The organism is Arthrobacter echini (assembly GCF_008107445.1).
GTDB classification, from domain to species: Bacteria; Actinomycetota; Actinomycetes; order Actinomycetales; family Micrococcaceae; genus Arthrobacter_D; species Arthrobacter_D echini_A.
In genome coordinates this window covers 69,358-95,548 of sequence record NZ_VSLD01000005.1, presented here as the reverse complement: position 1 = coordinate 95,548, position 26,191 = coordinate 69,358, and the positions used below count along the sequence as shown (strand labels likewise).

General features: G+C 68.3%; 19 protein-coding genes and 2 tRNA genes. 12 read left to right on the top strand and 9 right to left on the bottom strand.

The features are described 5' to 3' along the window. Window positions 1–139 precede the first annotated feature (139 nt). Complete coding sequence (locus FQ377_RS10890) at window positions 140–2,011, top strand: phosphoenolpyruvate carboxykinase (GTP) (RefSeq protein ID WP_148601298.1); 1,872 nt, start codon at window positions 140–142, stop codon at window positions 2,009–2,011. Between the two features lie 83 nt (window positions 2,012–2,094). Here the strand turns inward: FQ377_RS10890 and FQ377_RS10885 are convergent, their stop codons facing one another. Continuing rightward, window positions 2,095–3,501: a phosphomannomutase/phosphoglucomutase gene (locus FQ377_RS10885; RefSeq protein WP_262364409.1), complete on the bottom strand. Its 1,407-nt coding sequence runs from the start codon at window positions 3,499–3,501 to the stop codon at window positions 2,095–2,097. A gap of 91 nt (window positions 3,502–3,592) precedes the next feature. On the opposite strand from FQ377_RS10885, the gene FQ377_RS10880 reads away from it, so the two are divergent. Beyond that, window positions 3,593–5,707, top strand: a complete 2,115-nt coding sequence (locus FQ377_RS10880) for a RecQ family ATP-dependent DNA helicase (RefSeq protein WP_148601296.1) — start codon at window positions 3,593–3,595, stop codon at window positions 5,705–5,707. 50 nt (window positions 5,708–5,757) lie between these two features. Here the strand turns inward: FQ377_RS10880 and FQ377_RS10875 are convergent. Both FQ377_RS10875 and FQ377_RS10870 read right to left on the bottom strand, forming a co-directional pair. After that, a tRNA-Ser gene (locus FQ377_RS10875) sits at window positions 5,758–5,848 on the bottom strand. Between the two features lie 73 nt (window positions 5,849–5,921). Continuing rightward, on the bottom strand, window positions 5,922–8,027 hold the full coding sequence (locus FQ377_RS10870; protein WP_148601295.1) for a prolyl oligopeptidase family serine peptidase: 2,106 nt from the start codon (window positions 8,025–8,027) through the stop codon (window positions 5,922–5,924). Window positions 8,028–8,119: 92 nt separating this feature from the next. On the opposite strand from FQ377_RS10870, the gene FQ377_RS10865 reads away from it, so the two are divergent. Then, window positions 8,120–10,072 (top strand): FAD/NAD(P)-binding protein, encoded by a 1,953-nt coding sequence (locus FQ377_RS10865; RefSeq protein WP_148601294.1) that lies wholly within the window; start codon window positions 8,120–8,122, stop codon window positions 10,070–10,072. A gap of 96 nt (window positions 10,073–10,168) precedes the next feature. Here FQ377_RS10865 and FQ377_RS10860 read toward each other — a convergent pair whose 3' ends face one another. Both FQ377_RS10860 and FQ377_RS10855 read right to left on the bottom strand, forming a co-directional pair. After that, window positions 10,169–14,662 carry an ExeM/NucH family extracellular endonuclease gene (locus FQ377_RS10860; protein WP_148601293.1) on the bottom strand — a complete coding sequence of 1,498 codons (4,494 nt, stop codon included), beginning with the start codon at window positions 14,660–14,662 and terminating at the stop codon, window positions 10,169–10,171. A 256-nt stretch (window positions 14,663–14,918) separates the two neighbouring features. Continuing rightward, window positions 14,919–15,006: transfer RNA gene (locus FQ377_RS10855), tRNA-Ser, on the bottom strand. A gap of 61 nt (window positions 15,007–15,067) precedes the next feature. Between FQ377_RS10855 and FQ377_RS10850 the strand changes: the two genes are divergently transcribed. From FQ377_RS10850 to FQ377_RS10820, 7 genes are all read left to right on the top strand, one after another. Beyond that, window positions 15,068–16,039: an NAD(P)H-quinone oxidoreductase gene (locus FQ377_RS10850; RefSeq protein ID WP_148601292.1), complete on the top strand. Its 972-nt coding sequence runs from the start codon at window positions 15,068–15,070 to the stop codon at window positions 16,037–16,039. 225 nt (window positions 16,040–16,264) lie between these two features. Continuing rightward, window positions 16,265–18,541 (top strand): carbon starvation CstA family protein, encoded by a 2,277-nt coding sequence (locus tag FQ377_RS10845; protein WP_148601291.1) that lies wholly within the window; start codon window positions 16,265–16,267, stop codon window positions 18,539–18,541. Beyond that, window positions 18,541–18,750, top strand: coding sequence for a YbdD/YjiX family protein (locus tag FQ377_RS10840; protein WP_148601290.1), 210 nt, complete (start codon window positions 18,541–18,543; stop codon window positions 18,748–18,750). Before FQ377_RS10845 ends, FQ377_RS10840 begins: the two co-directional genes overlap by 1 nt. A gap of 12 nt (window positions 18,751–18,762) precedes the next feature. Next, on the top strand, window positions 18,763–18,978 hold the full coding sequence (locus tag FQ377_RS10835; RefSeq protein WP_148601289.1) for a hypervirulence associated TUDOR domain-containing protein: 216 nt from the start codon (window positions 18,763–18,765) through the stop codon (window positions 18,976–18,978). Further along, window positions 18,975–19,343 carry an MGMT family protein gene (locus tag FQ377_RS10830; protein ID WP_222861865.1) on the top strand — a complete coding sequence of 123 codons (369 nt, stop codon included), beginning with the start codon at window positions 18,975–18,977 and terminating at the stop codon, window positions 19,341–19,343. The genes FQ377_RS10835 and FQ377_RS10830 overlap by 4 nt, the downstream gene beginning before the upstream one ends. 109 nt (window positions 19,344–19,452) lie before the next feature. Continuing rightward, window positions 19,453–19,911 carry a hypothetical protein gene (locus FQ377_RS10825; RefSeq protein ID WP_148601288.1) on the top strand — a complete coding sequence of 153 codons (459 nt, stop codon included), beginning with the start codon at window positions 19,453–19,455 and terminating at the stop codon, window positions 19,909–19,911. Window positions 19,912–19,988: 77 nt separating this feature from the next. After that, window positions 19,989–20,828 (top strand): aldo/keto reductase, encoded by an 840-nt coding sequence (locus FQ377_RS10820; RefSeq protein WP_148601287.1) that lies wholly within the window; start codon window positions 19,989–19,991, stop codon window positions 20,826–20,828. A gap of 81 nt (window positions 20,829–20,909) precedes the next feature. On the opposite strand, the gene FQ377_RS10815 is transcribed toward FQ377_RS10820, so the two are convergent. Genes FQ377_RS10815 through FQ377_RS10800 form a run of 4 tightly spaced genes read right to left on the bottom strand, consistent with a single transcriptional unit; the run spans window position 20,910 to window position 24,044 of the window. Then, window positions 20,910–21,281: a flagellar assembly protein FliW gene (locus FQ377_RS10815; protein WP_148601286.1), complete on the bottom strand. Its 372-nt coding sequence runs from the start codon at window positions 21,279–21,281 to the stop codon at window positions 20,910–20,912. Then, window positions 21,278–22,153, bottom strand: coding sequence for a flagellar hook-associated protein FlgL (gene flgL, locus FQ377_RS10810; RefSeq protein WP_148601285.1), 876 nt, complete (start codon window positions 22,151–22,153; stop codon window positions 21,278–21,280). Before flgL ends, FQ377_RS10815 begins: the two co-directional genes overlap by 4 nt. A 12-nt stretch (window positions 22,154–22,165) precedes the next feature. Then, window positions 22,166–23,551: a flagellar hook-associated protein FlgK gene (gene flgK / locus FQ377_RS10805; RefSeq protein WP_148601284.1), complete on the bottom strand. Its 1,386-nt coding sequence runs from the start codon at window positions 23,549–23,551 to the stop codon at window positions 22,166–22,168. Between the two features lie 7 nt (window positions 23,552–23,558). Continuing rightward, the gene (locus FQ377_RS10800; protein ID WP_148601283.1) at window positions 23,559–24,044 is read right to left on the bottom strand and encodes a flagellar protein FlgN; all 486 of its coding nucleotides are present in this window, start codon (window positions 24,042–24,044) and stop codon (window positions 23,559–23,561) included. Between the two features lie 381 nt (window positions 24,045–24,425). Here FQ377_RS10800 and kdpF point away from each other — a divergent pair, with 381 nt between their 5' ends. Continuing rightward, entirely contained in the window at window positions 24,426–24,515 is a 90-nt protein-coding gene (gene kdpF / locus FQ377_RS10795) for a K(+)-transporting ATPase subunit F (RefSeq protein ID WP_148601282.1), read from the top strand. Then, window positions 24,515–26,188, top strand: a complete 1,674-nt coding sequence (gene kdpA / locus FQ377_RS10790) for a potassium-transporting ATPase subunit KdpA (protein WP_148601281.1) — start codon at window positions 24,515–24,517, stop codon at window positions 26,186–26,188. Before kdpF ends, kdpA begins: the two co-directional genes overlap by 1 nt. Window positions 26,189–26,191: the final 3 nt, after the last annotated feature.

Genomic DNA, 26,191 nt, shown 5'->3' with positions numbered 1-26,191 from the left:
CGGGAGTATGCTGCCTGAAACCCCGTCATCCCGCGGATCGACGGGGGCGTACTGCCCGCTTTCGACCGAATCCACCGCTCCATGAAAATGCCCGCCCCTAGCATCGGAAGATACCGAGCACCCAACGAAGGGAAGACAAATGGGCGATCCCGTGCGCCAGTCTGATGAGGCCACCCCCACCGATCCCGCAGGCAAGGGTTTGCCGGACGGCTCCGCTCCGACCAGCCATCAGGGGTTGCTCGCCTGGGTCAGGGACGTCCAGGAGATGACCCAGCCCACCGAGGTGGTGTGGGTGGACGGTTCCGAAGCCGAGAACACGCGTCTCACCGACGAACTCGTGGAGGCCGGAACCTTCGTGCGGCTCAACCCGGACACGTTCCCCAACTCCTTTGCCGCGTTCTCCGATCCCAGGGACGTTGCCCGGGTGGAGGAGCAGACCTTCATCTGCTCGAAGGACGAGCGGGAGGCGGGCTTCACCAACAACTGGATGGAGCCGACCGAGATGAAGACCAAGCTCGAGGGCTTGTTCTCCGGGTCGATGCGTGGCCGCACCATGTACGTCATCCCCTTCGTCATGGGTCACCTCGACGCGAAGGATCCCAAGTTCGGCGTCGAGATCACGGACAGTGCCTATGTGGTCACGTCCATGCGCATCATGGCGACCATCGGCACGCCGGTCCTGGACCGCATGACCGAGCTCGAGGCTGATTTCGTTCCGGCCCTCCACTCCCTCGGTGCACCGCTCGCCGACGGCGAGACCGACGTTCCGTGGCCGTGCAACGAGGAGAAGTGGATCGTCCACTTCCCGGAGGAGCGCTCCATCTGGTCCTACGGTTCCGGGTACGGCGGCAACGCCCTGCTCGGCAAGAAGTGCTATGCCCTGCGGATCGCCTCCGTCATGGCGCGCGAGGAGGGGTGGCTGGCGGAGCACATGCTGATCCTCAAGCTCACCTCGCCCCAGGACAAGACCTACTACCTCTCGGCGGCCTTCCCCTCGGCCTGCGGCAAGACCAATCTGGCCCTGCTCGACCCGACCATCGAGGGCTGGAAGGTCGAGACGCTCGGCGACGACATCACCTGGATGCGATTCGGCGAGGAGGGCGAACTGAGGGCCGTCAATCCCGAGGCAGGCCTGTTCGGCGTCGCCCCCGGAACGGGATGGCAGACCAACCCGAACGCGATGCGGGCCATCGCCAAGGGCAACTCGGTCTTCACGAACGTGGCACTCACGGACGACGGCGGTGTGTGGTGGGAGGGCATGACCGAGGAGGTCCCCGAGCATCTCACCGACTGGCAGGGCAGGGACTGGACTCCGGACATGGAGCACACCGCCGCCCACCCCAACGCGCGGTTCTGCACGCCGATCGACCAGGTGGACATCCTCGCCGAGGAGTACAACCACCCCGACGGCGTCGAAATCTCGGCGATCCTCTTCGGCGGCCGCCGCAAGACGACGGTACCCCTGGTCACCCAGTCCCGGGACTGGGCCAATGGCATCTTCATGGGTTCCACGCTGTCCTCGGAGACCACGGCTGCCGCTGCGGGCGAGGTGGGGCGCGTGCGCCGCGACCCCATGGCCATGCTCCCGTTCATCGGGTACGACGCCGGTGACTACCTCAAGCACTGGCTCACCCTCAGCGCGGACGCGAACCAGGCCCGCCTGCCGAAGATCTTCCTCGTCAACTGGTTCCGCCGCACGGCCGACGGCGGATTCGCCTGGCCCGGGTTCGGCGAGAACTCACGTGTGATCAAGTGGGTCATCGAACGGCTCGAGGGAACGGCCGACGCCGTCGAGACACCGATCGGCTTCGTCCCCACCGGCGACTCCCTCGATCTCACGGGCCTCGACATGAGCCCCGCCGAGGTCGAGGCGGCCGTGCGCGTCGACGCCGCCGAGTGGGCGGAGGAGCTGGAGGGCATCGAGCAGTGGTACGAGCGTTTCGGTGAGTCGCTGCCCGAGGAGATGAGGGGTCAGCTCGAGGAACTGAAGGAACGCTTCAGCACCGTCTGATCCAGAGCACCCACGAGAGCAGGCCCCCTCCGTCGACGGAGGGGGCCTGCTCTCGTTCCGCGGTGCCTGCCGCGGGCTCGGTCTCAGTCGCGGACCACGGCGAGGACGCGCTGCACGAGGTCCTCGAGGGTGTCCCTGTCCTCCGCTTCCGCATTGAGCCGTAGATACGGCTCGGTGTTGGACGGGCGCAGGTTGAACCACCAGTGGCCGTGCTCCGGGGTGAAGGTGAGACCGTCGAGATCGTCCACCACCACGCCCTCCTGGTCGAACTCGGCCCTGGCCCGCTCGATGGAGGCCTGGAGGTCCGCCACCTTGGAGTTGACCTCGCCCGAGGAGACGTAGGGCTCGTACTCGCGGCCGAGGTCCGACAGCGGGCCGTCCTGCTCGCCGAGTGCGGCCAGCACGTGCATGGCCGCCAGCATCCCGGTATCGGCGTTCCAGAAGGTGCGGAAGTAGTAGTGGGCGGAGTGCTCACCACCGAACACGGCACCCTCCTGGGCCATGACCGCCTTGATGAAGGAGTGGCCCACCCGCGTGCGGACCGGACGGCCGCCGTCGTTCCTGATCAGCTCGGGGACGGCGCGGGAGGTGATGAGGTTGTGGATGATCACCGGTTCGGACTCCCCGGCGGCCTGGGCGCGGGCAATCTCCCGGCGAGCGATCATGGCGGTGATGGCGCTCGGGGAGACCGGCTCGCCGAGCTCGTCGATGATGAAGCAGCGATCCGCGTCGCCGTCGAACGCGATGCCGATGTCCGCGCCGTGCTCGACGACGGCCGCCTGCAGATCACGCAGATTCTCCGGCTCGAGCGGATTCGCGGGATGGTTCGGGAACGTGCCGTCGAGCTCGAAGTAGAGCGGCACGATGGTCAGCGGCAACGCCTCGAGCATGCGGTCGCCGAGGACGGCAGGCGTGGTCAGGCCCGCCATGCCGTTGCCGGCGTCCACCACGATCTTCAGCGGGCGCGACGAGGACAGATCCACCTGGGCGCGCAGGAACCGCGCGTACTCCTCGAGGATGTCTCGCACGCCGGTCTGCCCCCGGACGTCGGCCGCCGGGATGGTCCCCGCCGTGAGATATGCCTCCGCGCGCGCCTGCACGTCGTCGAGCCCCGTCTCCGAGGACACCGGGACGGCGCCCGGGCGGGTCATCTTCATGCCGTTGTACTGCGCGGGGTTATGGCTCGCGGTGAACGTGACACCCGCGGCGTCGAGCATCCCGCTCGCGTAGTACAACTCGTCGGTGGAGATCAGATCGAGGAAGAGCACATCGGCTCCGCGCAGCGTGGCGCCATCGGCGAAGGCGCGGGCGAACGCGGGCGACGACGGGCGCATGTCACCGCCCACGAGGACGGTCTCGCCCGCCAACTGCAGGGAGTCCACGAAGGCCGCACCGACTGCCCGGACCGAGTCCTCCGTGATGGTCTCGCCCACGATGCCGCGCACGTCGTAGGCCTTGAAGGATGCAGAAAGATCGAAGAGGGTACTCACGTCTGGAAGTGTATCGGGGCGGCGCTGCGGCCGATGTCCACATGCGCCTCCGGCCGCCGTGACTGGGGGAGCGGACTGGGATACTGGAGCGATGTCGCCGACCACCACGCTCTCCGAGCAAGCCACCAGCATCCTGCACACCCTCGTGGGGTCTGCCGATGCCCGCTTCCACGAGGGGCAGTTCGAGGCCATCGAGGCACTCGTCGAGGACGGCAGACGCGCGCTCGTCGTCCAGCGCACGGGATGGGGGAAGTCCGCCGTCTACTTCGTGGCGAGCCTCCTCCTGCGCGCGCGGGGCAAGGGCCCCACCCTGATCGTCTCGCCGCTGCTCGCCCTCATGCGTGACCAAGTGGCCGCCGCGGCACGGGCCGGGGTGCGTGCCGAAGCGATCAACTCCGCGAACCAGACGGACTGGCAGGACATCACGGACAAGCTCCGCTCCGACGAGGTGGACGTGCTCCTCGTCTCGCCCGAACGGCTGAACAACCCGTCCTTCCGCGAGCAGCACCTGCCGGAGCTGATGCGGCACACGGGCCTGCTGGTGATCGACGAGGCACACTGCATCTCCGACTGGGGGCACGACTTCCGCCCCGACTACCGGCGCCTGCGCGAGCTCATCACGGGTCTGCCCCAGGGCGTACCGGTCCTCGCCACCACGGCGACGGCCAACTCCCGAGTGGTGGCGGACGTGGAGGAGCAGCTCGGTGCCGGTGGTACGGAGGTCTTCACGCTGCGCGGGGAGCTGGCCCGCAAGTCGCTCCGGCTCGGCGTCCTGCGCCTGCCCAGCCCTCGTTCGCGCCTCGCCTGGCTCCTGACCCATCTGTCGGATCTTCCGGGCAGCGGCATCATCTACGCCCTCACCGTCTCCGCGGCCGAGGACACCGCGCGCCTGCTGCGGGAGAACGGTCATGCCGTCCGTGCCTATACGGGGCGCACCGATCCGGCCGATCGCGAGGCCGCGGAGGCCGCGCTGAAGAACAACGAGGTCAAGGCCCTCGTGGCCACCAGCGCGCTCGGGATGGGCTTCGACAAACCGGATCTGGGCTTCGTGGTGCATCTCGGTGCGCCGTCCTCGCCCGTCGCCTACTACCAGCAGGTGGGACGTGCCGGCCGTGGGACACCCAACGCCGATGTCCTGCTTCTCCCCGGCGCGGAGGACCGCGACATCTGGGAGTACTTCGCCACGGCGTCCATGCCCTCGGAGGACGCAGCACTCCGGGTCCTGGAAGCCCTGGAGCCGGGCGTGGTCCTGTCGACGCCGGCACTGGAGGCGCGCGTCAACCTGAAGCGCACGCCGCTCGAACTGCTTCTGAAGGTGCTCGACGTCGACGGCGCGGTGCGGAAGGTCACCGGGGGGTGGGAGAGCACAGGGACGCCCTGGACCTACGACGCCGAGCGTTACGGTCGCATCAGTGAGGCGCGGGTGGTGGAGCAGCGGGCCATGCTCGACTACGAGAACACCACGCAATGCCGCATGGAGTTCCTCGCCCTGTCCCTGGATGATCCCCTGGCCGCGCCCTGCGGCCGCTGCGACAACTGCGCGGGCCCCTGGTACTCCGACGAGGTGGGCCACGACGCGTCGGACTCGGCGGACCAGGCGCTCAGCCGGGTGGGCGTGGAACTCGAGCCGAGGAGTCAGTGGCCCAGCGGTATGGACAAGCTGGGTGTCCCCCTGAAGGGCAAGCTCAAGCCCGCTGAACTCATCCTGCCCGGACGAGCCCTCGCCCGACTCACGGATCTGGGCTGGGGCACCCGGCTCCGTGAGCTTCTGGCCGACACTACCCCGGATGCGCCCCTCGACCAGTCCGTGATCGACGCCGTGATCCGTGTCCTGGCCCAGTGGGGCTGGCAGGAGCGGCCCGTCGCCGTCGTGAGTGTGCCGTCCCGGCGGCGTCCCCTGCTCATCGGATCCCTTGCGCAGGCCCTCGCCGGAGTGGGGCGGATCCCCTACCTCGGAGCACTGCACACACCATCCGGCCCACCGCAGGGGGCGCCCGGAGGCAACAGCGCGTTCAGGCTGGCAGCGGTCTGGGACCACTTCGTCGTACCCGCCGAGGGTGCTGCCTGGTTCGCGGAGAATCCCGGGCCGGTATTGCTCTTGGACGATCTCGCGGACAGCCGGTGGACCATCACCGAGGCCGGGCGGGCCCTGCGGACCGCCGGAGCAACCGAGGTGCTGCCGTTCGCCCTGGCTCTGAAGGCCTAGCAGGGGTCGGTCCGGCCACGAAAAGGACCCCCTGTTCCCAGGGGGTCCGATGGCGGAGACGGGGGGATTTGAACCCCCGGTAGGCTTTAGGCCCACACTTCATTAGCAGTGAAGCCCATTCGGCCGCTCTGGCACGTCTCCAGCAGCTATCTCTAGCCTGCCAAGATTACCCAGAAGGGGACGGCAAGAGCAAAACCATCCCACGGACGGGTTCTCAGAGATCCCCGGTCAACGCCTTCCACAGGAACTCATGGCTCATGGCGTGCATCCTGGCGGCCTGCCGGTTGTCCGAGGCTCCGGCGTGCCCACCCTCGAGGGCCTCGTGGAACCACACGTCCTCGAGACCCATCGCCTTCATCCTCGCCGCCATCTTGCGCGCCTGCACCGGACCCACGCGGTCATCACTCGTGGCCGTCCAGATCAGTGTCTTCGGGTATTGCATGTCCTCCCGGAGGAGGTGGTACGGGGAGAACGTGCGCACGTACTCCCATTCCTCGGGCTTGTCGGGATCGCCGTACTCCGCGATCCAGGAGAAGCCGGCGGAGAGTTTCGTGTAGCGGCGCATGTCGAGCAGCGGGACGCCGCAGGAGATGGCGCCGAACAGGTGGGGGTAGGTGGTGAGCATGTTGCCCACGAGCAACCCACCGTTACTTCGCCCGGTGCAGCCCAGCAGGGGTGCGGAGGTGACGCCGCGCTCCACCAGGTGCTCGGCGATCGCGGCGAAGTCCTCGTACGCGCGATGCCGGTTCGCGTGCAGTGCCGCACGGTGCCACTGCGGTCCGTACTCACCACCACCGCGGATGTTGGCCAGGACGTACACGCCGTTCCGGCCGTCCTGCCCGGCACGCTCCAGCCAGCCGCGGCCGATCACGCCGCTGTAGGCCGGCGTCATGGCGTGCTCGAAACCTCCGTATCCGGACAGGAGGGTGGGGTTGCGCCCATCGAGGACCAGATCCTTCGCCGCGATCTGGAAGTAGGGGACGCGCGTCCCGTCCGCCGAGTGCGCGAAGTACTGCTCCACGGCGTAGCGCTCCTCGTCGAAGTAGGAGGGGGAGCGCTTCACGGCGGCCGCGTCCGTGCCGCCGATCGTGCCCCGGAGGAGCGTGGAGGGTGTCAGGAAACCGGTGGCGACGAGCCAGTAGTCGTTGCCGGTCCCGTCGTCCTCGTCGTCCACGGCGTAGGCGTCGACCGAGTGCAGCGGCGGGCAGGCATCGAGCAGCTCGGACTCCCAGTCCTTCGCGGGGTCGAGCACGCGGATCTCGGAGGAGACGTCACGCAGCAGGTTCAGGAGCAGGTGATCGCGCGTCCAGCTCCAGGACTGCAGCGACGTGGTGTCCTCCGGCGTGAAGACGGTGGTGAAGGCGCGGTCTCCGGCGAGGAAGTCTCCGACGTCGATCACGAGGAGCGAGCCTGCGCCGTACGTGCGACCCTCCGTCGTCCAGTCCGTCCGCGGCCTGACGACGAGCCACTGCCGGTGCAGCGAGATGCTCGCGTCCTCGGGGACCTCGATCAGCCGCCAGGCATCGTCCTGCCGCAGGTAGGAGCGGCGGGTGTAGAAGTCGAGGGTGTCGACGGCGAGGTCACGCTCGAACCCGGGGGTGGGATCGTGCACCACCATCGCCGTCATGTGGTCCTCCGCCACCTCGAAGTACTGTTCGGCGGCCTCCAGGCTTTCGCCGCGGCGCAGCGTCCGGACCGTGCGGGGGTAGGAACTCGTGGTCATGGATCCGGGTCCGAAGTCCGTCCCGACCAGGAGCGTGTCGCGATCGGACCAGCTGATGCGGCTCTTCGCCGTCGGGATGTCGAATCCACCGTCCACGAAGGCGGCGAGGCCCAGATCGAATTCGCGGTAGCGTACGGCGTCGCCGCCGTCCGGGGACAGCGCGATCAGGGCGCGCTCGTGGGGCTGTCCGTCCTGCGGGCGGAGGAAGAGGGCGCCCGACCAGACCCACTCCGTGCCCTCCGTGGCGCTGAGCGCATCGACGTCCAGGAGGAGCTCCCACTCCGGTGACTCCGAGGCGTAGCTGTCCCAGGTGGTGCGGCGCCAGATGCCCTGGCGGTGCTCGCCGTCGCGCCAGAAGTTGTAGTAGAAGGAGCCGTGCTTGCCCACCATGGGGATGCGGTCCGTGGAGTCGAGGACCTCGAGGAGGCTGCGTTCCCGCTCGAGGAACGAGTCGGTGATGAGAGCGCGTTCGGTCAGCGCGTTCTCGGCGCGCACCCACTCGAGTTGCTCCTTGCCGTAGATGTCCTCGAGCCAGAGAAAGGGATCGTCCGTGTCGGTGGCGTCGGTGGCGTCCGTGGCGTCCGTGGGGTGCGTCATGGACCCATCCTATGCAGGGCTCCGGGAGCGCAGCGGACCACCACGGAGCCCGTCCGCACAGCCGGAGGGGCGGGGTTCGTTACTCTTGACAGGTGGAGAACCAGGGTCAGCGGCAGGTGGTCGTCATCGGCGGGGGACCCCGCGGCACCTCCTTCGTGGAACGCCTGATCGCGGGGAGCCGGGAGCTCGGGAGCGACGCTCCGGCGCTGGCGATCCACGTCATCGAACCGCACGAACCCGGCGCGGGCCACATCTGGCGGACGGATCAGTCGAGGCTCTTCCTCATGAACACGCCGTGCCTCTACCCCACGGTGGTGCCCGTCGGGGCACCCTCCGCCGCGCTCGCGGCCCCACCCCTCGCGCTGTCCTTCGACGAGTGGCGGCGCCGCGCCGCCGACGGCCACGTGCTGGTCGACGACGTCGATCGCCGTGAGTGCGCCGCACTCACCTCCAGCGGCTTCCCGAGCAGAGCCCTCTACGGGCGCTATCTCTCCTGGATGTTCGCCGAGGTGGTCCGCATGGCACCCCCCGGGCTGACGGTGGTGCACCATCGGAGGGAAGCCATCGGTCTGCGCCGCGCGGACGGCGGGAAGGCGGCCCTGCGGTGGCGGGTCACGCTCGACGACGACTCGCGGCTGGATGCCGACGACGTCGTGCTGGCGCTCGGCCATCTCCCCGCGGTCCTGACCCCGGAGCAGGAGAGGCTGCACGACGCAGCGGTCCACCATTCCCTGCAATACCGCCCGCCCGCCGTCCCCGGCGATGTCTGCTGGGACGATCTGCCGGAGGACGAGCCCGTGCTGTTCCGCGGTCTCGGGCTGAATTTCTTCGACGCGATGATCGCCCTCACGCAGGGGAGGGGTGGCCGCTTCGAGGGCGTAGGCGGCTCGCGCCTCGAGTACACGCCTTCCGGCCGGGAACCCCGCCTCGTCGCTGCCTCGCGTCGGGGCATCCCCTACCGGGCGAAGGCCGCCCTCGAGACGTATCTGCCCCGCAGCGTCGCCCTGCGGTTCTGCACCATCGACCGCGTCCTGGCGTTCGCGCGTTCGGGCATCCAGGCGGGCTTCGACCATGACATCTGGCCGCTGCTCCACCGCGATGCGCTCTGGGCCTACTACTCCACACTCGCCCGGACCGCGCCCCACCTGATCGACGGATCGGTGGACGCCTTCCTGCGGGAACTCGACGACAGCCTCGCGATCGAGGGGCCGGCCTGGTCCGCCGCCGTCCGGGATGCCGTCGAACGCTGCGTGCCGGAGGAGCACCGGATCTCGATCCCGTCCCTGGCCCGCCCGTTCGCTGGCCGGCACTTCGCGGGCGGGGAGTTCACGGCGGCGGTCCTCGAGCACCTCGACGCCGACGCCGAGGGATCGGCGAGGGGCGAGGACGATCCCCTGAAGATGATGATCGGCGCCCTGAACGCCGGCCGCGCCGTCATCAAGCAGGCCGTCGCGGACGGCGGACTCTCGGCCGCGTCCTGGGACGCGGAGCTGCAGGGATGGTTCGAGCCTCTGGTCGAGGGGCTCGCCAGCGGTCCGCCGCCGGTCAGGATCGCGCAGCTTGCGGCGCTGGTACGGGCGGGGATCGTCCACTTCGTGGGCCCCGATCCTGGCTTCGGCGTCGACCGGGACGAGGGTCTCTTCCGCGCCTCCTCGCCGTGGGTCGACGGCGAGTCGTTCTCGGCGCGGTGGCTCGTGGAGGCGATGATGCCCGCCAACCGGGTCGCGTCGAGCGCGTCGCCGCTCATGCTCTCGCTCCTCGACCAGGGCCTGGTCAGGCCCAGGGTCTTCATGGCCGACGACGGGGTCCCGGTGGCGTCCGGCGGACTCGACGTGACGGCACCGCCCTACCGGGCCCGTGACCGGAGCGGGGCCGTGCAGCACTCCCTGTTCGTGATCGGACTCCAGCTGGCCTCCGTCCAGTGGGGTACGGCGATCGCCGCCGAGGCCGGGGCGGCCCCGGCCGCCGGCGGCCGGACACTGCTCGATGCCGACCGTATCGCCGGAGCGATCCTCCGGCGCGACGAGAGCGCGGACTGCAGCTGACACTGCGAAGAAGCACCGCATCATCACGGAGGGCCCCCACCGCAGCGGTGGGGGCCCTCCGTGATCAGGTGCTGCCGGGTGACCCCGGACCGGCTACTACCGGATGAGGCAGCGGTAGTAGTTGACGAGCTGCACCGCGTAGCGGATCCAGCCCCCGATGTTCCAGGCCTGCGTGGGCGGCTTGGGCTTCACGCAGGAGGGCTTCGGCGGCTGGGTCGTCGAACTCTCGATGGTGACCGGCAGGGTCACCGTCGTGGCACTCGGCGCAGCGGTCAGCACGATCCGGCCCTGGCCGCTCAGCGTCGTCGGAATCCTCAGATTCACGGTGGCGCTACCGTTCGAGACGGGGACCGAACCGAGCGGGGTGGCCGTCCCGCCGACCGCCACGAAACTGGCCGCCAGCGTGGTGTTGGCGGGGCTCCCGAGGGAGGTGAGATCCAGCTTCGACACCGTGAAGGACACATCCGTGCCCGCCTTCACGGTGGCCGGCGCGCCCTGCACCTGGACGCTGCGGCGATCGAAGGACGGCGACAGCGGGCTGTTGGCTCCGATGTAGTCGATCCAGGCGTCGCGGTCCACCAGCCCGGATTCACGGGTGTCGGTGCCCTCACGGAAGACCGTGAAGTTGTCACCACCCTGTGCCAGGAAGCTGAAGGTGCCGATCCGGTACTCCTTGGCCGGGTCGAGGAACTCGCCGTCGATCAGGACGGAGGTGATCCGCGCTCCCCGTTCGAGGGCCGGGTCGTACGTGACGCTCACGTTCTCCGACAGGCCCAGGGCGAGGAACGACCGCGAGCTCCCGTCCGGCTGCCACTGCTGTTCCAGCATCGCCTTGAACTGTGCGCCGGTCAGGGTGGTGGTCCACAGGTCGTTGACGAACGGGAGCACGGCATTGGCCTCGGCGAAGGTCACCACACCGTCGGGTGCGTAGTAGAGCTCGTTGCGGAGCCCACCCGGATTGACGACGCCGATCTGCGCGCCTCCCCGCTCGGCGGAGGAGAGGCTGGCCCGCAGCGAATCGGCCACGAGGTTGCCCAGTGTGGATTCCGAGCTGCGGTCGTCGCGGGCGGTCCCGGTGAAGGCGGTGGTGATGTCCGCCGTGACCGAACCGACGGGCTGCTCCCCGATGACCGCTGCTTCGGCCAGCGCCGCGTCGACGATGCCCTTCACCTCGGCCACCCGCGGGTAGGAGGCGACGAGTGCCGCATCCTCGGCGGTCGTCCGGGCGACATTTCGTGCGGTGTAGGAATCGACGTCGCCCGTCGCGGTGTCGACGGTCAGCGTGACCTGACCGACGAATTCGCCGTAGGACCCGGTCTGCAGGATGGGCCTGGTCTCACCCGCTGCACCCGGCACGGGGCCGTCCCATGCGTACTGCTTGTGCGTGTGCCCGGTGAAGATGGCGTCCACCAGCGGCGAGGTCTCCGTGACGATCTCCGCGAAGGCGCCGCCGGCAGCGATCTCCTCCTCGATGGTCGCACCCTCGACGACGCCGTCGCCGGCGCCCTCGTGGAACTCGGCGACGATGACATCGGCGAGATCCTGCTCCTCGATCTCCGCGGCGACGCGGTTGACGGCCTCCACGGGATTGCCGAAGTCGACGTTCTCGATGCCTCCGGGGGTGACGAGCGTTGCCGTCTCCTCGGTGACCACACCGATCACCGCGACGTCGATCCCGCCGACCGTGATGATGCTGTACTCCTCGAGCAGCGGATCCTCGGTGCCCTTGGCGTAGACATTCGCGCCGAGGTAGTCGTAGTCGGCCGAATCGGTGACGCGACCGCTGAGATCGTCGATGCCCTTGTCGAACTCGTGGTTGCCCGTGGCCGAGGCGCGCAGGTCGAGTGCGTTGAGCACGTCGATCGTCGGCTCGTCATCCTGCAGGGAGGAGGCGAACAGGGAGGCGCCGATGTTGTCGCCGGCCGACAGGAAGGCGGTGTCACCCTCTCCGTACTCCGCGCGCAACTGCTCCACGGTCCCCGCGAACCGCACCGTGTTCTTGTCGATCCGTCCGTGGAAATCGTTGATGTTCAGCAGATTGACCTCGGTGGTACCCGCACCGGAACCGGCACCGAAGGCAGGATCCGTCCCCACGATCACGGGGTCGTGATCACTGGCACGGTAGGGATCAGCGGCGTAGTAGTCGGTGACGTTGCTGTTGTACCGGCTGTACTCGAGGGCCACCGATTCGGCGGAGTTGATGTTCCACGTGTCCACGCCCGTGACGGTGGCGTTCGCCGCCGGCGAGGCGAGAACGTGGTCGAGCGAGCCGCTCAGGCCCGAGAACACGTATGAGAACGAGTCGTCCGGACCCTGGTTGACGTACCCCGCGTCGTAGAGGACCCGCATGGGATCCTCCTGCGTGTAGGAGTTGAAGTCGCCGGTGAGGAACACCCGGTCCGTCTTCGCCGTGGTCCGGGCCTCGTCCACGAAGGCGGCAAGAGCTTCGGCCTGGGCCACCCTGGCTGCGTTCCAGGCGCCCTGCCCGTCGCCGGAGTCGGCGTCCGGGCCGGAACTGGGCCCCGAGCCCTTGGACTTGAAGTGGTTCACGATCGCGAGGAAGACCTCGTCCTCGGAGCCGCCCACCGGCTTGAACGCCTGGGCGAGGGGCTTGCGGGCATTGGAGAACGCGACGTCGTCGTCGAGGATGACCGACTCCCCGACCGGCTCCGCCGCGGCCGTGCGATAGATCATGGCCGTGCGGATGACGTCCTCGTCCGTAGGAAGCGCCGCGGGGGAACGGACGTAGTCCCAGGTTCCCGGAGCCTCCTCGTTGAGCGCCTCCACGAGGGTCTTCAGGGCGAAGTCGCGATCCTTGCCGAGCGCGGCCGAGTTCTCGACCTCCATGAGGGTGACCACATCGGCGCCGAGGGTGTTGATCGCGGAGACGATCTTCGCCTCCTGCCGCTCGAGGTTCTCCTGGTTCGCCGCACCGCGGGCAGCGCAGCCCCGGTTGACGGTGATGGGGTTACCGGCACGGTCGGTGTTGTAGGTGCAGCCGGTGAGCTCCTCACCGGTGGTGGCGAAGTAGTTCAGCACGTTGAACGAGGCGATCGACAGCGTGCCGCCCACCTCGGCGGGAGCGGTGGGCCGCTCCCCGGAGAAGCCGACCGGCTGGACCTCGCCGGGTGCTGCGCCGTCGAGCTCGGCCAGCGGCTGGAACTTCCACGAGTTGTTGCGGTAGTCCATGACCACCGGCGAGACGAAGTCGGCACTGTAGCCCACGCGGACCGGCTGGTCCGTGGTGAGGTAGGGCAGCACCTTGCCGCGGTTGGCGTTGCTGAGGAAGTTCGTGCTGGCGCCGTCGTCGAGCCTGATGCTCCTGGCGGCGTTGTCGGCGGCGACGGCGGCATTCTCGGGCGTGCCCGGTGCTGCGATGTCCGTGGGCTGCACCAGCACCGAGCTCCCGGAGGCGAGGGTCAGCTCGCCGTACTGGTTGAGCGAGTAGTTGTCGCTGACGGTGAAGTTCCCGGACGGCTCGAAGAGCATGCCCTCGACCGCTTCGCGGGCCTGCTCGGTTGCAGGCAGTGCGATCCCGGAGGCCTTCACCTCCTCGGCCGCTTCGGTGAGCTTCACGGTGCCGCCGGCGGCGACGGTGAGCTGGGTCAGGCCGAAGATTTCTCCGGCCACCCCGGTCACCTCGACGAAGTCACCGACGGTGACTTCGCCCACGGTGGCCGGTGAGTAGACGAAGATCGCGTCGGAGGCGCCCTGGTCGGCTGTCGCGGCCGAGCCGGCGGTCTGCAGGTAGAAGCCGTCGAACCCTCCGGTGGGGTAGGCGGCCGTCACCCTGCCGCGAGTGGTGACGTTCTGGCCGGCCAGCGGAGTCGCCGTTCCCGTGCCCTGGATGTCGCGGATGGGGACGACAGTGCCGGGAGCGGGAGGTGCCGTGGGCGTGGGCGTCGGCGTCGGTCCTGGGGGTGTCCCGGTTCCCTGGGCGTTCGTCGGTGTGGCGTCCTGGAGGGTGAAGTCCACGCTGTTGTTGTTCGTGTCCGAGAAGCCGGTGCGGGCGGAGGACCTCGGGTTGCCCGAGCCCGGCGCTGCCGACGCGGCCTGCTCGAAGGACGTCGCGGCACCGTAACCAAGGACGTCGACCGCCCCGGGGACGCCGGTGGTGTCGCCGGCGGGCAGGACACCGACGGTTCCGGCCTGGTTCGAGAGCACGACGACGCCGCCGCCGGCTCCGGGATTGAAGCCCGTGACGAGATCGGGTGTGGGCAGGGCCGTGCCGTTCGCGGCATTCGACGAGCCCTGGACGAGGAAGTATCCCTTGGCCGCAATGGTGCCCTTGAGGGCGAACGGAGTCGGAGCCGTGGTGGTCGATCCCGGCGCCCGGTACTGCAGCGACCAGCCGTCGAGGCTGACCGGGGCATCGGTCGGGTTGTAGAGCTCCACGAACTTATTGGTGAACGGTGTCCCCACGGAGCCGCCCGTGACGAACACCTCGTTGATGACGACGCCGTCCGACGCGACGGCTGCCGTGACCGATGGTGCCTCGACCGCGTTGGCCGGCAGTGCGATCATCGGTGAGGCGATCAGCCCTACCGACAGCGCCGCACCGAGCGCTCCCCTCCATGACGAATTGATCATCCGTTCGACTTCTCCTTGACCATGGCCGCTGACAGCCGCGAGTAGAGCCCGCCGACCCTGGTGGGTGGGCGTCCTGGCATGAGCACCGTATGTGACGCAGGTGACATTCCATCCCCGGGAGAAGCAAACCAGATCATGGGCGGTAAAGCGACACTTCAGGGCCGGTGTCGGTCGGGGGAGCGCAGAGGCGCGAGGCGGGGTCGGGGTCGGGGTGATACACAGGAGGAGGTCCCGCAGCGCGGAACCTCCTCAGGGGCGGAAGGTAAGGGATTCGAACCCTTGAGACGGGGTCACCGCCCACTGGTTTTCAAGACCAGCTCCTTCGGCCGCTCGGACAACCTTCCCGCGGTCAGTGTTTCACGGGGGATGGGGGACGCCCAAATACCTATGACTGGAGGATCGGACATGCGTGCAGTGGTGATCGAGGGCGCGGGCGGACCAGAGGCACTCTCCGTCCAGGACATCGCCGATCCCGTCCCGGCGGCCGGTGAGGTACTCATCGACGTCGTCGCGGCCGGGCTGAACCGGGCGGATGTGCAGCAGCGCAAGGGTCTGTACCCGCCGCCTCCGGGGGCGTCGACTGTTCCGGGGCTGGAGGTGTCCGGGCGCATCGTCGACGCCAACGGCTCCTCCTTCCAGGAGGGGGACGCCGTCGTCGCCCTCCTGGCCGGGGGTGGGTATGCGCAGAAGGTCGCCGTCCCGGCAGGGCAGGTGGTCCCGGCTCCCGACGGCGTGGATCTGCTCCACGCGGCCGGCCTCCCGGAGACGGCCGCCACCGTATGGTCCAACCTCGTGCTGCAGGCGGGCCTCGCCGGGGGCGAGGACGTCCTGATCCACGGGGCGTCCGGCGGGATCGGGGTGATGGCCATCCAGGTGAGCCTGGCCCTGGGCGCGGTACCGCACGTCACTGCGGGATCCGCCACGAAGCTCGACGTCGCCCGCTCGCTCGGGGTGGCTACCCTCATCAACCACCGTGAGCAGGATTTCGTGGAGCAGCTCTCGATGGCGACCGCTGGCCGGGGTGCCGATGTGATCCTCGACGTCGTCGGCGCCAAGTATCTCTCCCGCAACATCGAGGCTCTCGCCCCGGGTGGGCGCCTCGTGGTCATCGGACTGCAGGGCGGCGCACGGGCCGAACTCGATCTGTCCGCACTCATGGGCAAGCGGGCGAGCGTCGCCGGGACCACGCTGAGATCCCGGCCCGTCGCAGAGAAGACCGCGATCATGGCTGCCGTTCGCGAGAGCGTGTGGCCGTGGGTCGCCTCAGGGCTGGTACGACCGTTCGTGGACCGCGTCTTCCCGTTGGACGAGGTGGCCCGCGCCCACACCTACTTCGACGCGGGAGAGCACACCGGCAAGATCCTCCTCGAGGTCTGAGACCCGTCCCTGCCGGGCTGCAGGAGACCGCCGCTCCTGACACCGCCCCGCTCACCCGACACCGCGGCGGCGGTCCCGCACCGCCGCCGCCCCCTACCTCCCGCCGTTGGGCGCACGGAGGACCGCGCTCGGCGCAAGACGTCGCTGGCGGGCCTTGCGCTGTGACGCGCGTCTCACCACCTTGCTATCTTCTGATGTATCACTCGTTCGTACCCGAGGAGCATCATGAGCAAGAAGCAGAGCGGCTCCCACCGATCGGAGAGCGTCCTCGTGACGGACCCCGATCTGCCGCCGGTCGCCGTCGACCCGCAGCGGGCCGAAGCGGAGGAGCGCCGCTGGACGCCCCTGAAGATCGCCCTCTGGATCGGCATCGCCCTCCTCGGCGGCGTGGCCTGGACCGTCCTCGCCGTCGTCCGTGGCGAGACGGTCAACGCCATCTGGTTCGTCTTCGCCGCCGTCTGCACCTATCTGATCGCCTACCGCTTCTACTCCAAGTTCATCGAGCGCAGTCTCCTCAAGCCCGATGACCGCAGGGCCACGCCCGCGGAGTACAGGGCGGACGGCAAGGACTACGCCGCCACGGACCGGCGCGTGCTCTTCGGTCACCATTTCGCAGCCATCGCGGGGGCCGGCCCCCTGGTGGGCCCGGTCCTCGCCGCCCAGATGGGGTACCTGCCCGGCACGGTCTGGATCATCGTCGGCGTCATCTTCGCCGGAGCCGTCCAGGACTACCTCGTGCTGTTCTTCTCCATGCGCCGCGGCGGGCGCTCGCTCGGGCAGATGGCCCGCGAGGAACTCGGCGTGATCGGCGGCACGGCCGCGCTGATCGCGACCCTCACGATCATGATCATCATCGTCGCGATCCTCGCGCTCGTGGTCGTCAACGCGCTCGGCGAGAGCCCGTGGGGTGTCTTCTCCGTCTCGATGACCATCCCCATCGCCCTGTTCATGGGCGTGTACCTGCGCTACCTGCGCCCGGGCCGCGTCACCGAGGTCTCCCTGATCGGCTTCGCCCTCCTGCTGCTCGCGATCATCGGCGGCGGGTGGATCGCCGAGACCGCCTGGGGCACCGACCTGTTCACGCTGGATCGCATCACGATCGCGTGGGGCATCATCATCTACGGCTTCATCGCCGCCGTCCTGCCCGTCTGGCTCCTGCTCGCACCGCGGGACTACCTGTCCACCTTCATGAAGATCGGCACCATCCTGATGCTCGCCGTCGCGATCATCATCACGCGCCCCGAGATCGATGTTCCGGCCGTCACCGAATTCGCGAGCAGCGGCAAGGGCCCCGTGGTCGCGGGGACGCTCTTCCCCTTCCTCTTCGTCACCATCGCATGCGGGGCGCTGTCCGGCTTCCACGCCCTGATCGCCTCCGGGACCACGCCGAAGATGCTCGAGAAGGAACGCCAGACGCGCTTCATCGGGTACGGCGGCATGCTCATGGAGTCCTTCGTAGCCATCATGGCGCTCGTCGCGGCGCTGTCGATCGATCGCGGCATCTACTTCGCCATGAACTCCTCGGGAGCGGCCACCGGCGGCACCATCGAGGGAGCCGTCGCCTTCGTGAACGGTCTCGGTCTCACCGGCGTCAATCTCGCCCCGGACACCCTGAGCACACTGGCGACCAACGTGGGCGAGGAGTCGATCGTCTCCCGTACCGGCGGTGCCCCCACCCTCGCCGTCGGCATCGCCCAGATCATGCAGGGCGTCTTCGGTGGCGCCGGCATGATGGCCTTCTGGTACCACTTCGCCATCATGTTCGAGGCCCTGTTCATCCTCACGGCGGTCGACGCCGGCACCCGCGTTGCCCGCTTCATGCTCCAGGACAGCATCGGCAACGTCGTCCCCCGCTTCCGCGACACGTCGTGGCGCACGGGCGCCTGGATCTGCACGGCCATCATGGTGGCAGGGTGGGGGGCCATCCTCATCATGGGCGTGACCGATCCCCTCGGCGGCATCAACACCCTGTTCCCTCTCTTCGGTATCGCCAATCAGTTGCTCGCCGCCATCGCGCTCGCGGTCTGCATGGCCATCTGCGCCAAGCGGGGTCTGTTCAGGGTCCTGTGGATCCCCGCCCTTCCGCTGGCCTTCGCTGCGGTGGTGACCATCACGGCGTCGTTCCTGAAGATCTTCTCCTCCGTCCCCGCCATCGGATACTGGGCGCAGCACACGGCGTTCCGCGATGCCCTCGATGCAGGCGAGGAAAGTTTCGGCACAGCGAAGACCGTGGAGGCCATGGAGGCGGTGGTCCGCAACACCTTCATCCAGGGGACGCTGTCCATCGTCTTCGTGGTGCTGTCCATCATCGTGATCGCTTCGGCCATCCTCGCCACCATCAAGGCCTACCGGAACGGGGGAGGGGCCCAGACGGAGGACGAGCCAGTGGCCTCGCGCCTCTTCGCACCGTCGGGCCTCATGGCGACATCCGCCGAGAAGGAGCTCCAGAAGCAGTGGGCCGCCGTCGAGCCGGGCAAGCGGCCGGCGAGGACGGGACACTGATGACCGTCCCCGAGGTTCTGCACCGCGCCCGTGCCACGGCGCGTGAGCTGGCGTGGATCTTCAAGGGTGTGATGGGCGAGAATGCCTACCAGACCTATCTCGATCATCATGAGCGGACGCACACGGAGGGTGGGCCCATGACGGAGCGTGAATTCTGGCGTGACAAGACCGATCGCCAGGAGGCCAATCCGGAGGGCCGCTGCTGCTAGGAGGGAGTCGACATGTCGGAGAAGTTCAGCATCGGCGATCACGTGACGTGGAATTCGGAGGCCGGCCACGTCTCGGGGACGGTGACGAAGATCCACACGGAGGATTTCGACTACAAGGGGCACACGCGTCGTGCATCCAAGGACGACCCGCAGTACGGGATCAAGAGCGACACGACCGACCACATCGCCGCTCACAAGGGCGGGGCTCTTCGGCGGGTCGACGAGTGACTTCCGTCGTCGCACGGAGGGACGGGACCGGCGAGCTCGCCGGGACGGTCTGCGCGGTGCTCAGCGAGGTAGGTCCCGGGTCCGTGGTGACCTACGGCGACATCGCCCGTCGGATCGGGATCTCGCCGCGACGAGCCGGCCGTGAGGTCAGTGGAGTGCCTGACGAGGTGCCGTGGTGGCGGGTGGTGCGAGCGGACGGCCTACCGGCGGCCTGCCGGGGCGGCCATGCTGCTGAGCTGTTGAGAGCCGAAGGCGTGCCGATGCGCAACGGCCGCGTCGAACTTGCGCAGGTGCGCCACACCTGGCATGGCCCGCTGTCCGATACGCCGCCGGTCATCCGAGCGGACGGGCAGGGCCTGGACTGACGGGTCGAGGTGCAGTCGCCCGGCGGGTCGTGCACGGACGATTGTGGGAGCATGGCGTCATGACCGAACCGCTTGCCGGCATCCTCGCGCGCGGCCGGAACCCGTAGCGGTGGCGGCATTCTTCGCGGCAGCGAGGCAGGGGCGGAAGGACGACGCCGAGCTGGGCACCGGGGTGTGGCGACGGGCCCACGATCGTTTCCGACGCGGACTGGACCGGTATCACCAGATCCTCGAGGGTGTCGGGGACGATGACCTCTACAACGAACTCGTGGTGATCGCCGATCAGCTCGGAGGGCTGCTGCCCCGGGTCCGGGGGGTGTGCGTGAGGGCGCAGTCCTCCTCTCCCAGCAAGGGACTCGACATCCCCGGTGCCCTCCTGCAGGTTCACCGCGCTCTCTCCCGCGCGGGGAACGCGGTTGCGACCACGGCCGAGGCCGCTGCCATGACACGGCTCGACGGCGAACGGTGGGGCGCCGCCTCCGCAGGACTCGAGAATGTGCGACGTCGGGCCCGACTGGTGCTGGACGACGTCGAGGAGGCCGAGCGCGCGCTGTCCACCGCTTCCTGACCCGTCTGCGCCGGCCCCGTTTGCAGGCTGCCGGGCCGGGCAGAAATAAACGGGGAGCACCGCTGGTTCCCGCCTGTATGACTACATCACCGAACCTCACGTTCAACGACGGCCACACCATCCCCCAGCTCGGATACGGAGTGTGGCAGGTCGAGGACAATGTCGCGGAGGATGTCGTGGGCAAGGCGTTCAAGGCCGGCTACCGACACATCGACACCGCGAAGATCTACGGGAACGAGGGCGGCGTGGGACGCGCCATCGCCTCCTCGGGTCTGAGCCACGACGACATGTTCATCACCACCAAGCTGTGGAACTCGGACCAGGGCTACGAGAGCACCCTCAAGGCGTTCGAGGACTCCATGGACCTCCTCGGGCTCGAAACACTCGATCTGTACCTGATCCACTGGCTCCAGCCCAAGCAGGGCAAGTACCTGGATACCTGGAAGGCGCTCATCGAGCTGCAGAAGCAGGGCCGCGTACGGAGCATCGGTGTCTCGAACTTCACCGTCGAGACCCTCAACGAAATTATCGACGCAACGGGCGTGGTCCCGGCAATCCACCAGGTGGAGACCCACCCCTACTTCAACCAGTCCGAACTCCGTGCCTTCGAGGCCGAGAAGGGCATCCTGCACCAGGCCTACTCGCCCATCGGGTCCGGCAAGGGACTGCTCGACGACGCCGTGCTGCAGGACATCGCCACGAAGCGCAACGCCTCGCCCGCGCAGGTGGTGCTTGCCTGGCATCTCGCGCTCGGGAACGTGGTCATCCCGAAGTCCGTCACGGAATCGCGGATCGTGGAGAACTGGGAAGCCCTCGACGTGAAGCTCGAGGACGAGGACATCGAGGCCATCAACAACCTCGACAAGGGTGCCGAGGGGCGCATCGGCGCGGATCCGGCAACGTCCGACTTCGCCTGAGCAGTCCTCAGGGGCCGCTTGCTTTCCAGCTGAACGAGAGAACCGCCCGGTGGCTTACCGGGCGGTTCTTCCGTTGGGCCGTCAGGCCGCCTGCGCCAGGGAGGCCCGCAGCGGGTAGTCGCCACTCTCGAGGATCAGCTGGGCGCAGTGACCGGTGGCCGGATCGAGCACGATCGGTGCGGCCAGGTTCACCGTGGTACCTCCGGAGCCGGGATTGGCGACGACGAACAGGTGGGCGTTCGGCACCTCCGGTCCGAGTGCCTCGCGCTGGGCGTCGGAGAAGTGCGGGCTGTAGTCGGGCAGGTAGGTCGCTGCATCGAGGAGGAACAGGCGGACCTCCGGCCGGTCGGCCGAGACCAGGGTGAACAGACCCTCCGCGCCGCTGACCTGTTCCAGGCGGAAGTCCGTGAAGGGGGCCAGTCCAGGAGGCGGGCTCAGGAAGGTTGCCCTCATCGCAGGAAATCCATCAGGGAGGGCTGCAGCACGCGGGCCGAGACGGCGAGTGCGCTCTGGTAGGCCGTCTCCTGCATCTTGAGGTCCAGGATCACGGACGCGAGATCCACCTCCTCCACAGCTGAGCGACGCCCCTCGAGTGCCAGGGAGGCATCGGCCACGCTGTCCTTCGCCGTGAGCAGGCGCGCATGCCGTGCGCCGATGGTGCTGTGCTCGGTGGTCACCGCCTTGATGCGGTCCTGGAGGGCGGCGAGGTGCACCGAGACGTCCTTCCCGTCACGAAGGTCCGCCGCGATGCCGTCCAGCAGCGTGAACACGGATGCGCCGCCGCTGCCGAACACCGAGGCGCCGTCGGCGTCCACCCGGACGGTCTCACCTGCTCCCAGCCGACGTTCCACCGTTCCGCCGCCCGCGAAGGTCAGATCTGCCTGGAGCGCCTGGGCCGTGTCGGCGTTGCCTGCGAAGAGGAACCTGCCGGAGTAGGTCGCATTGGCCTGCGTCACGAGTTCGCTGCGCAGGGAGTCGATATTGTGCGCGAGCGCGTCGCGGGCTGCAGGGTTGAGGGACGAGTTGGAGCCCTGCAGCGTCAGCTCGTTCGCCCGGTCGAGTGCCTGCTTCGTCGTGGTCATGACGCTGTCGAGTTGGGACAGCCATCCTTCGCCGTCGGAGATGTTCCGGGCGTACTGCTCGTTCGCCCGGAGCTCTCCGCGGACCCGCAGTGATTCGGCGGCTCCCGCTGGGTCGTCCGACGGGCGGTTGATGGCACGCTGGCTGGAGGCCTTGTCCTGGAGTTCGGCGAGGCGGGCGAGATTCGTCTGCAGGGAGCGCTGCGCTCCGTACTGCATGGTCTGCTGGGTGACGCGAGTGATCATGATGGCCTTCCGCTACCGTCCGACGATTCCCATGCGGTTGATGAGGACATCGAGCATCTCGTCGATGGCGGTCATCACGCGCGCGGCGCCCTGATAGGCGTGCTGATATTCGAGCAGCTTGACCTGCTCCTCGTCCATGCTGACAGAGGTGGCGCCGAGCTGTTGGCGGAGGGCGGAGGTCGCGGAGACCTCGGCGAGGGCATTGCCCTGCAGCTCCGAGCGTGCAGCGGCACCAAGACCCGCGACGAAGCCGTTCCACTCGGTGTCGGGTGCGTCGGAGCCCGAGCCGATCCTGCTGATCGCATCCGCCATGGATCCGTCGTAGGCGCCGGCCCCGGCCGCTCTCGCCGCGAGCTCCGTGGGTTTCGTCGGCACGACCGTCAGCGATGCGGCGGGCCGAGTCCCGTCGAAGGCGAAGAAGGGACCCTGGCCGGCTTCGGCATACCCGGTGTTGACCTTGTCGGCGAGGGAACGGGCGAAGTCGTCGAAGCCCTTGGCTGCCTCCGCGAGGACGCCGCCGTCGTCGGCCGGAGCCAGCAGGGAGAGCGTCGCCGCGATCTCTCCGCTCTCGATCCCGGCCGGGACGCCCGGACGATGGGTCCACTCGATGCCGACGCTGCCATTGGCTGCGAGCTGCCGGGGTCCGGTGACCTGGAGAACCTTGGACGTGGCACCGGAGACCAGGGGATTGCCCGCCAGGAGGACGTCGGCCGTACCATCGGCGTTGTCGCGGACCGTGGCTCCGGTCAGGCCGGCGAGATTCGCCGTGAGCTGGGTCCTGCGGTCGACGAGCTCATTGGGCGACGTCCCGGAGGTGACGGCGGAGCGGATCTGCCGGTTCAGCTCGGCCACCTGGGACGCGGCCTCGTTGACCTCGGTCACAAGACCCTCGGCCGAGGACCTCGCCGCCGCCCACTGCGCTTCGATCTCGCGGTGGCCGGAGGCGATGCGTGAGGTGAGCTGTCCTGCGACGGAGAGCAGGGACGACGCGGGAGCGGACTTGTCCGGGTTGATGGACAGGTCCTGCCACCCTGCCCAGAAATCCTGGAGCGACGCCGAGATGCCGTTCCTGCCCGGCTCCCGGAGGCTGTCCTCGAGTGCGGAGAAGGCCTGGGCGCGTACCGCGGTATAGCCGGCGGCCCCGGCCGTGGTGCGCACGCGCGCTTCGAGGTGGGCGTCACCGAGCCGCGCGATGCCCTGCGTCAGGACGCCTTCGCCCACGCGTGCGCCGGTTGCGAACATGGAGGGGCGCACGGGGGCTGCCGAGGAGGTCTCGAGGCGTTGCCGGGTGTATCCCTGGGTGGTGGCGTTGGCGATGTTCTGCCCGGTCACGTCGAGGCCCGCGCGTGCCGCGGCGAGACCGGAATAGGCTGTGGAGATTCCGCTGAAAGTGCTCATGGGCCGGCTACAGATCCTTGTTGAGGAGGGTCGGGTGGCCGCTGCCCAGGGCGGAGGCGCCGTCGGCCGCATAGGTGCCGGGGCCGGTGCCGATCCCCGCCAGGGTCTCCTGGGTGGAGCGGCTGGCCGCCTTGAGGAAGTGCTGGTTGCTGTCGCGCAGTGCGACGATCTGCGCCACGAGCGCCGTCATGGCCTGGAGGTGGGCGGTGAGCAGTTCACCCCAGGGCCCTGCGGGTGCCGAGAGGGCCAGCTCGCGCAGGGTGGCGCCGGCGTCGATCCCCCAGTCGGTGGCGACGGCCGAACCGTGCACGGCGCGGGCGAGACCGGTGTCGCGGAGGCGTTGGAGGACCTGCTCCACCTCGCTGGTGGCGTGATGCAGCCACCGACTGTTGCCGGAGGTCAGCAGGAGTTGTTCTTCCTCGAGCTTGAAGACGAGGAGTTCCAGAAGTTGGCGCTCCTGCCAGAGCAGGGTGGACAGATCCTGGGCGCTCACGGTGCCACCTCCTCTCCAGAGTGATGTACGGGTGGATTCGTGGGAACTATCGGCACGGCCGGCCCCACTGTAAGTGGTGCCTCAGGACAGCTGCCGCCCCGCGACCACGACCTACCAGCGGACCCATGGCCGGACCCGAGCGGGTGGGAGCGTTAGGAATGCGTAGGAATGGGAAGTGGCGCTGTGAGGAAGACGTTAGGGCCGGCGTTACGGGGTAGGAGCGGGTATGTAATGAAGCTCGTGCCTCCTGGGGTACCCGACCGGCAGGCAGCCGGCGGACCGTAGCCTGATGGAGTTTCCTGTGCTTGACATCGTTTATGTCGTGGCCGTCGTGGCCCTGTTGAAGTCGGTCGCGCTGATCGCGCGGGCGGTGGAAAAGCTGTGATCGTCTTCAACGTGATCGCCTTCGTTCTCGGCGTCGCAGCCCTCGGCTACCTCGTGTACGCCCTCGTGCGCCCGGAGCGTTTCTGATGACCTTCGCCTCCGGCGTGCTGCCAATACTGACCGTCGTCGTCGTGCTCGTCCTGCTGTACCGCCCGCTGGGAGATCATATGGCGCGCACCTTCACGGGCGCGCGCCACCTCCGGGTTGAGCGAGCGTTCTACCGGGTCGTCGGCGTGAACCCGGATTCGCACCAGTCCTGGCGTTCCTACCTCACCAGCGTCCTCGCCTTCTCCACGGTCGGCGTGCTGCTCGTGTACCTGCTGCAACGTACCCAGGCGCTCCTGCCCTATTCTCTGGAGCTCGGGTCCGTCCCCGAGGGTCTGGCGTTCAACACCGCGGCCTCCTTCGTGACGAACACCAACTGGCAGTCCTATTCGCCCGAGGCAACCATGGGTTATGCCGTGCAGGCGGGGGGCCTGGCGGTGCAGAACTTCATCTCCGCAGCGGTCGGACTGGCCGTCGCTGTCGCCTTCGTGCGAGGACTTGCAGCACGCCGCAGTGCCACGCTCGGCAACTTCTGGGTAGACCTGACGCGTGCGCTCCTGCGCATCCTTCTGCCGGGTGCCGCGCTGGCCGCTGTTCTGCTCGTCGCCGGAGGAGTCGTGCAGAACGTCAACGGTTTCTCCACAGTCATCACCCTCACGGGAGCTGAGCAGGTGGTACCCGGCGGACCGGTCGCATCACAGGAAGCGATCAAGATGCTCGGCACCAACGGCGGCGGCTTCTTCAACGCCAACTCCGCACACCCGTTCGAGAACCCGTCTCCGTGGACCAGCGTGCTGCAGATCATCCTGATGCTCGCCATCCCTTTCAGCCTGCCGCGCACCTTCGGCACCGTCGTGGGACAGCGCCGGCAGGGCTACGCGATCCTCGGGGCGATGGCCGTCATCTTCCTGCTGTCGCTGACCGCTGTGACCCTGGCTGAACTTGGAGCCCGTGGGAGTGCATCGCAGTCCGCGGGATCGGCGATGGAGGGCAAGGAACAGCGCTTCGGCATTGTCGGATCGACACTGTTCGCTTCTGTCAGCACGCTCACCTCGACAGGTGCCGTGAATTCGATGCATGACAGCTATACGGCGTTCGGTGGCATGCTCCCGATGATCAACATGATGCTCGGCGAGGTCGCTCCGGGTGGTGTCGGTTCGGGCCTGTACGGCATGCTGATCCTCGCCGTCGTCACCGTTTTCATCTCGGGGCTGCTGGTGGGACGCACGCCCGAGTATCTCGGTAAGCGGATCGGTGGGAGGGAGATGAAGCTCGCGAGCTTTTACATCCTCAGCATGCCGATTCTCGTGCTGACGGGCACCGCGCTCAGTTTCGCGGTACCAGCCCTCCGCGCGGACATCGAGGGCACCTCGATCCTGAATCCCGGCCTTCACGGACTTTCCGAAGTGCTGTATGCCTTCACCTCGGCAGCCAACAACAACGGGTCTGCATTCGCAGGGCTGACCGCCAACACGCCGTGGCTCAATACCGCACTCGGCGTCACCATGCTCCTGGGGCGCTTCCTGCCCATGGTGTTCGTACTCGCCCTCGCCGGATCCTTCGCGGCCCAGGACAGGGTGCCTTCCACCGCGGGGACACTGCCCACGGACCGCGTCCAATCGATCACCCTCCTCGTCGGCGTCACCGTCGTCGTCGCCGCCCTCACTTTCTTCCCTGTGCTCGCACTGGGTCCCCTTGCGGAAGGACTGCTTTAGACC

Coding starts and splice junctions, on each gene's coding strand:
- FQ377_RS10890 (WP_148601298.1), top strand. CDS start 140: ATGGGCGATCCCGTGCGCCAGTCTGATGAGGCCACCCCCACCGATCCC.
- FQ377_RS10880 (WP_148601296.1), top strand. CDS start 3,593: ATGTCGCCGACCACCACGCTCTCCGAGCAAGCCACCAGCATCCTGCAC.
- FQ377_RS10870 (WP_148601295.1), bottom strand. CDS start 8,027: ATGACGCACCCCACGGACGCCACGGACGCCACCGACGCCACCGACACG.
- FQ377_RS10860 (WP_148601293.1), bottom strand. CDS start 14,662: ATGATCAATTCGTCATGGAGGGGAGCGCTCGGTGCGGCGCTGTCGGTA.
- FQ377_RS10850 (WP_148601292.1), top strand. CDS start 15,068: ATGCGTGCAGTGGTGATCGAGGGCGCGGGCGGACCAGAGGCACTCTCC.
- FQ377_RS10845 (WP_148601291.1), top strand. CDS start 16,265: ATGAGCAAGAAGCAGAGCGGCTCCCACCGATCGGAGAGCGTCCTCGTG.
- FQ377_RS10840 (WP_148601290.1), top strand. CDS start 18,541: ATGACCGTCCCCGAGGTTCTGCACCGCGCCCGTGCCACGGCGCGTGAG.
- FQ377_RS10835 (WP_148601289.1), top strand. CDS start 18,763: ATGTCGGAGAAGTTCAGCATCGGCGATCACGTGACGTGGAATTCGGAG.
- FQ377_RS10820 (WP_148601287.1), top strand. CDS start 19,989: ATGACTACATCACCGAACCTCACGTTCAACGACGGCCACACCATCCCC.
- FQ377_RS10815 (WP_148601286.1), bottom strand. CDS start 21,281: ATGAGGGCAACCTTCCTGAGCCCGCCTCCTGGACTGGCCCCCTTCACG.
- flgL (WP_148601285.1), bottom strand. CDS start 22,153: ATGATCACTCGCGTCACCCAGCAGACCATGCAGTACGGAGCGCAGCGC.
- flgK (WP_148601284.1), bottom strand. CDS start 23,551: ATGAGCACTTTCAGCGGAATCTCCACAGCCTATTCCGGTCTCGCCGCG.
- kdpA (WP_148601281.1), top strand. CDS start 24,515: ATGACCTTCGCCTCCGGCGTGCTGCCAATACTGACCGTCGTCGTCGTG.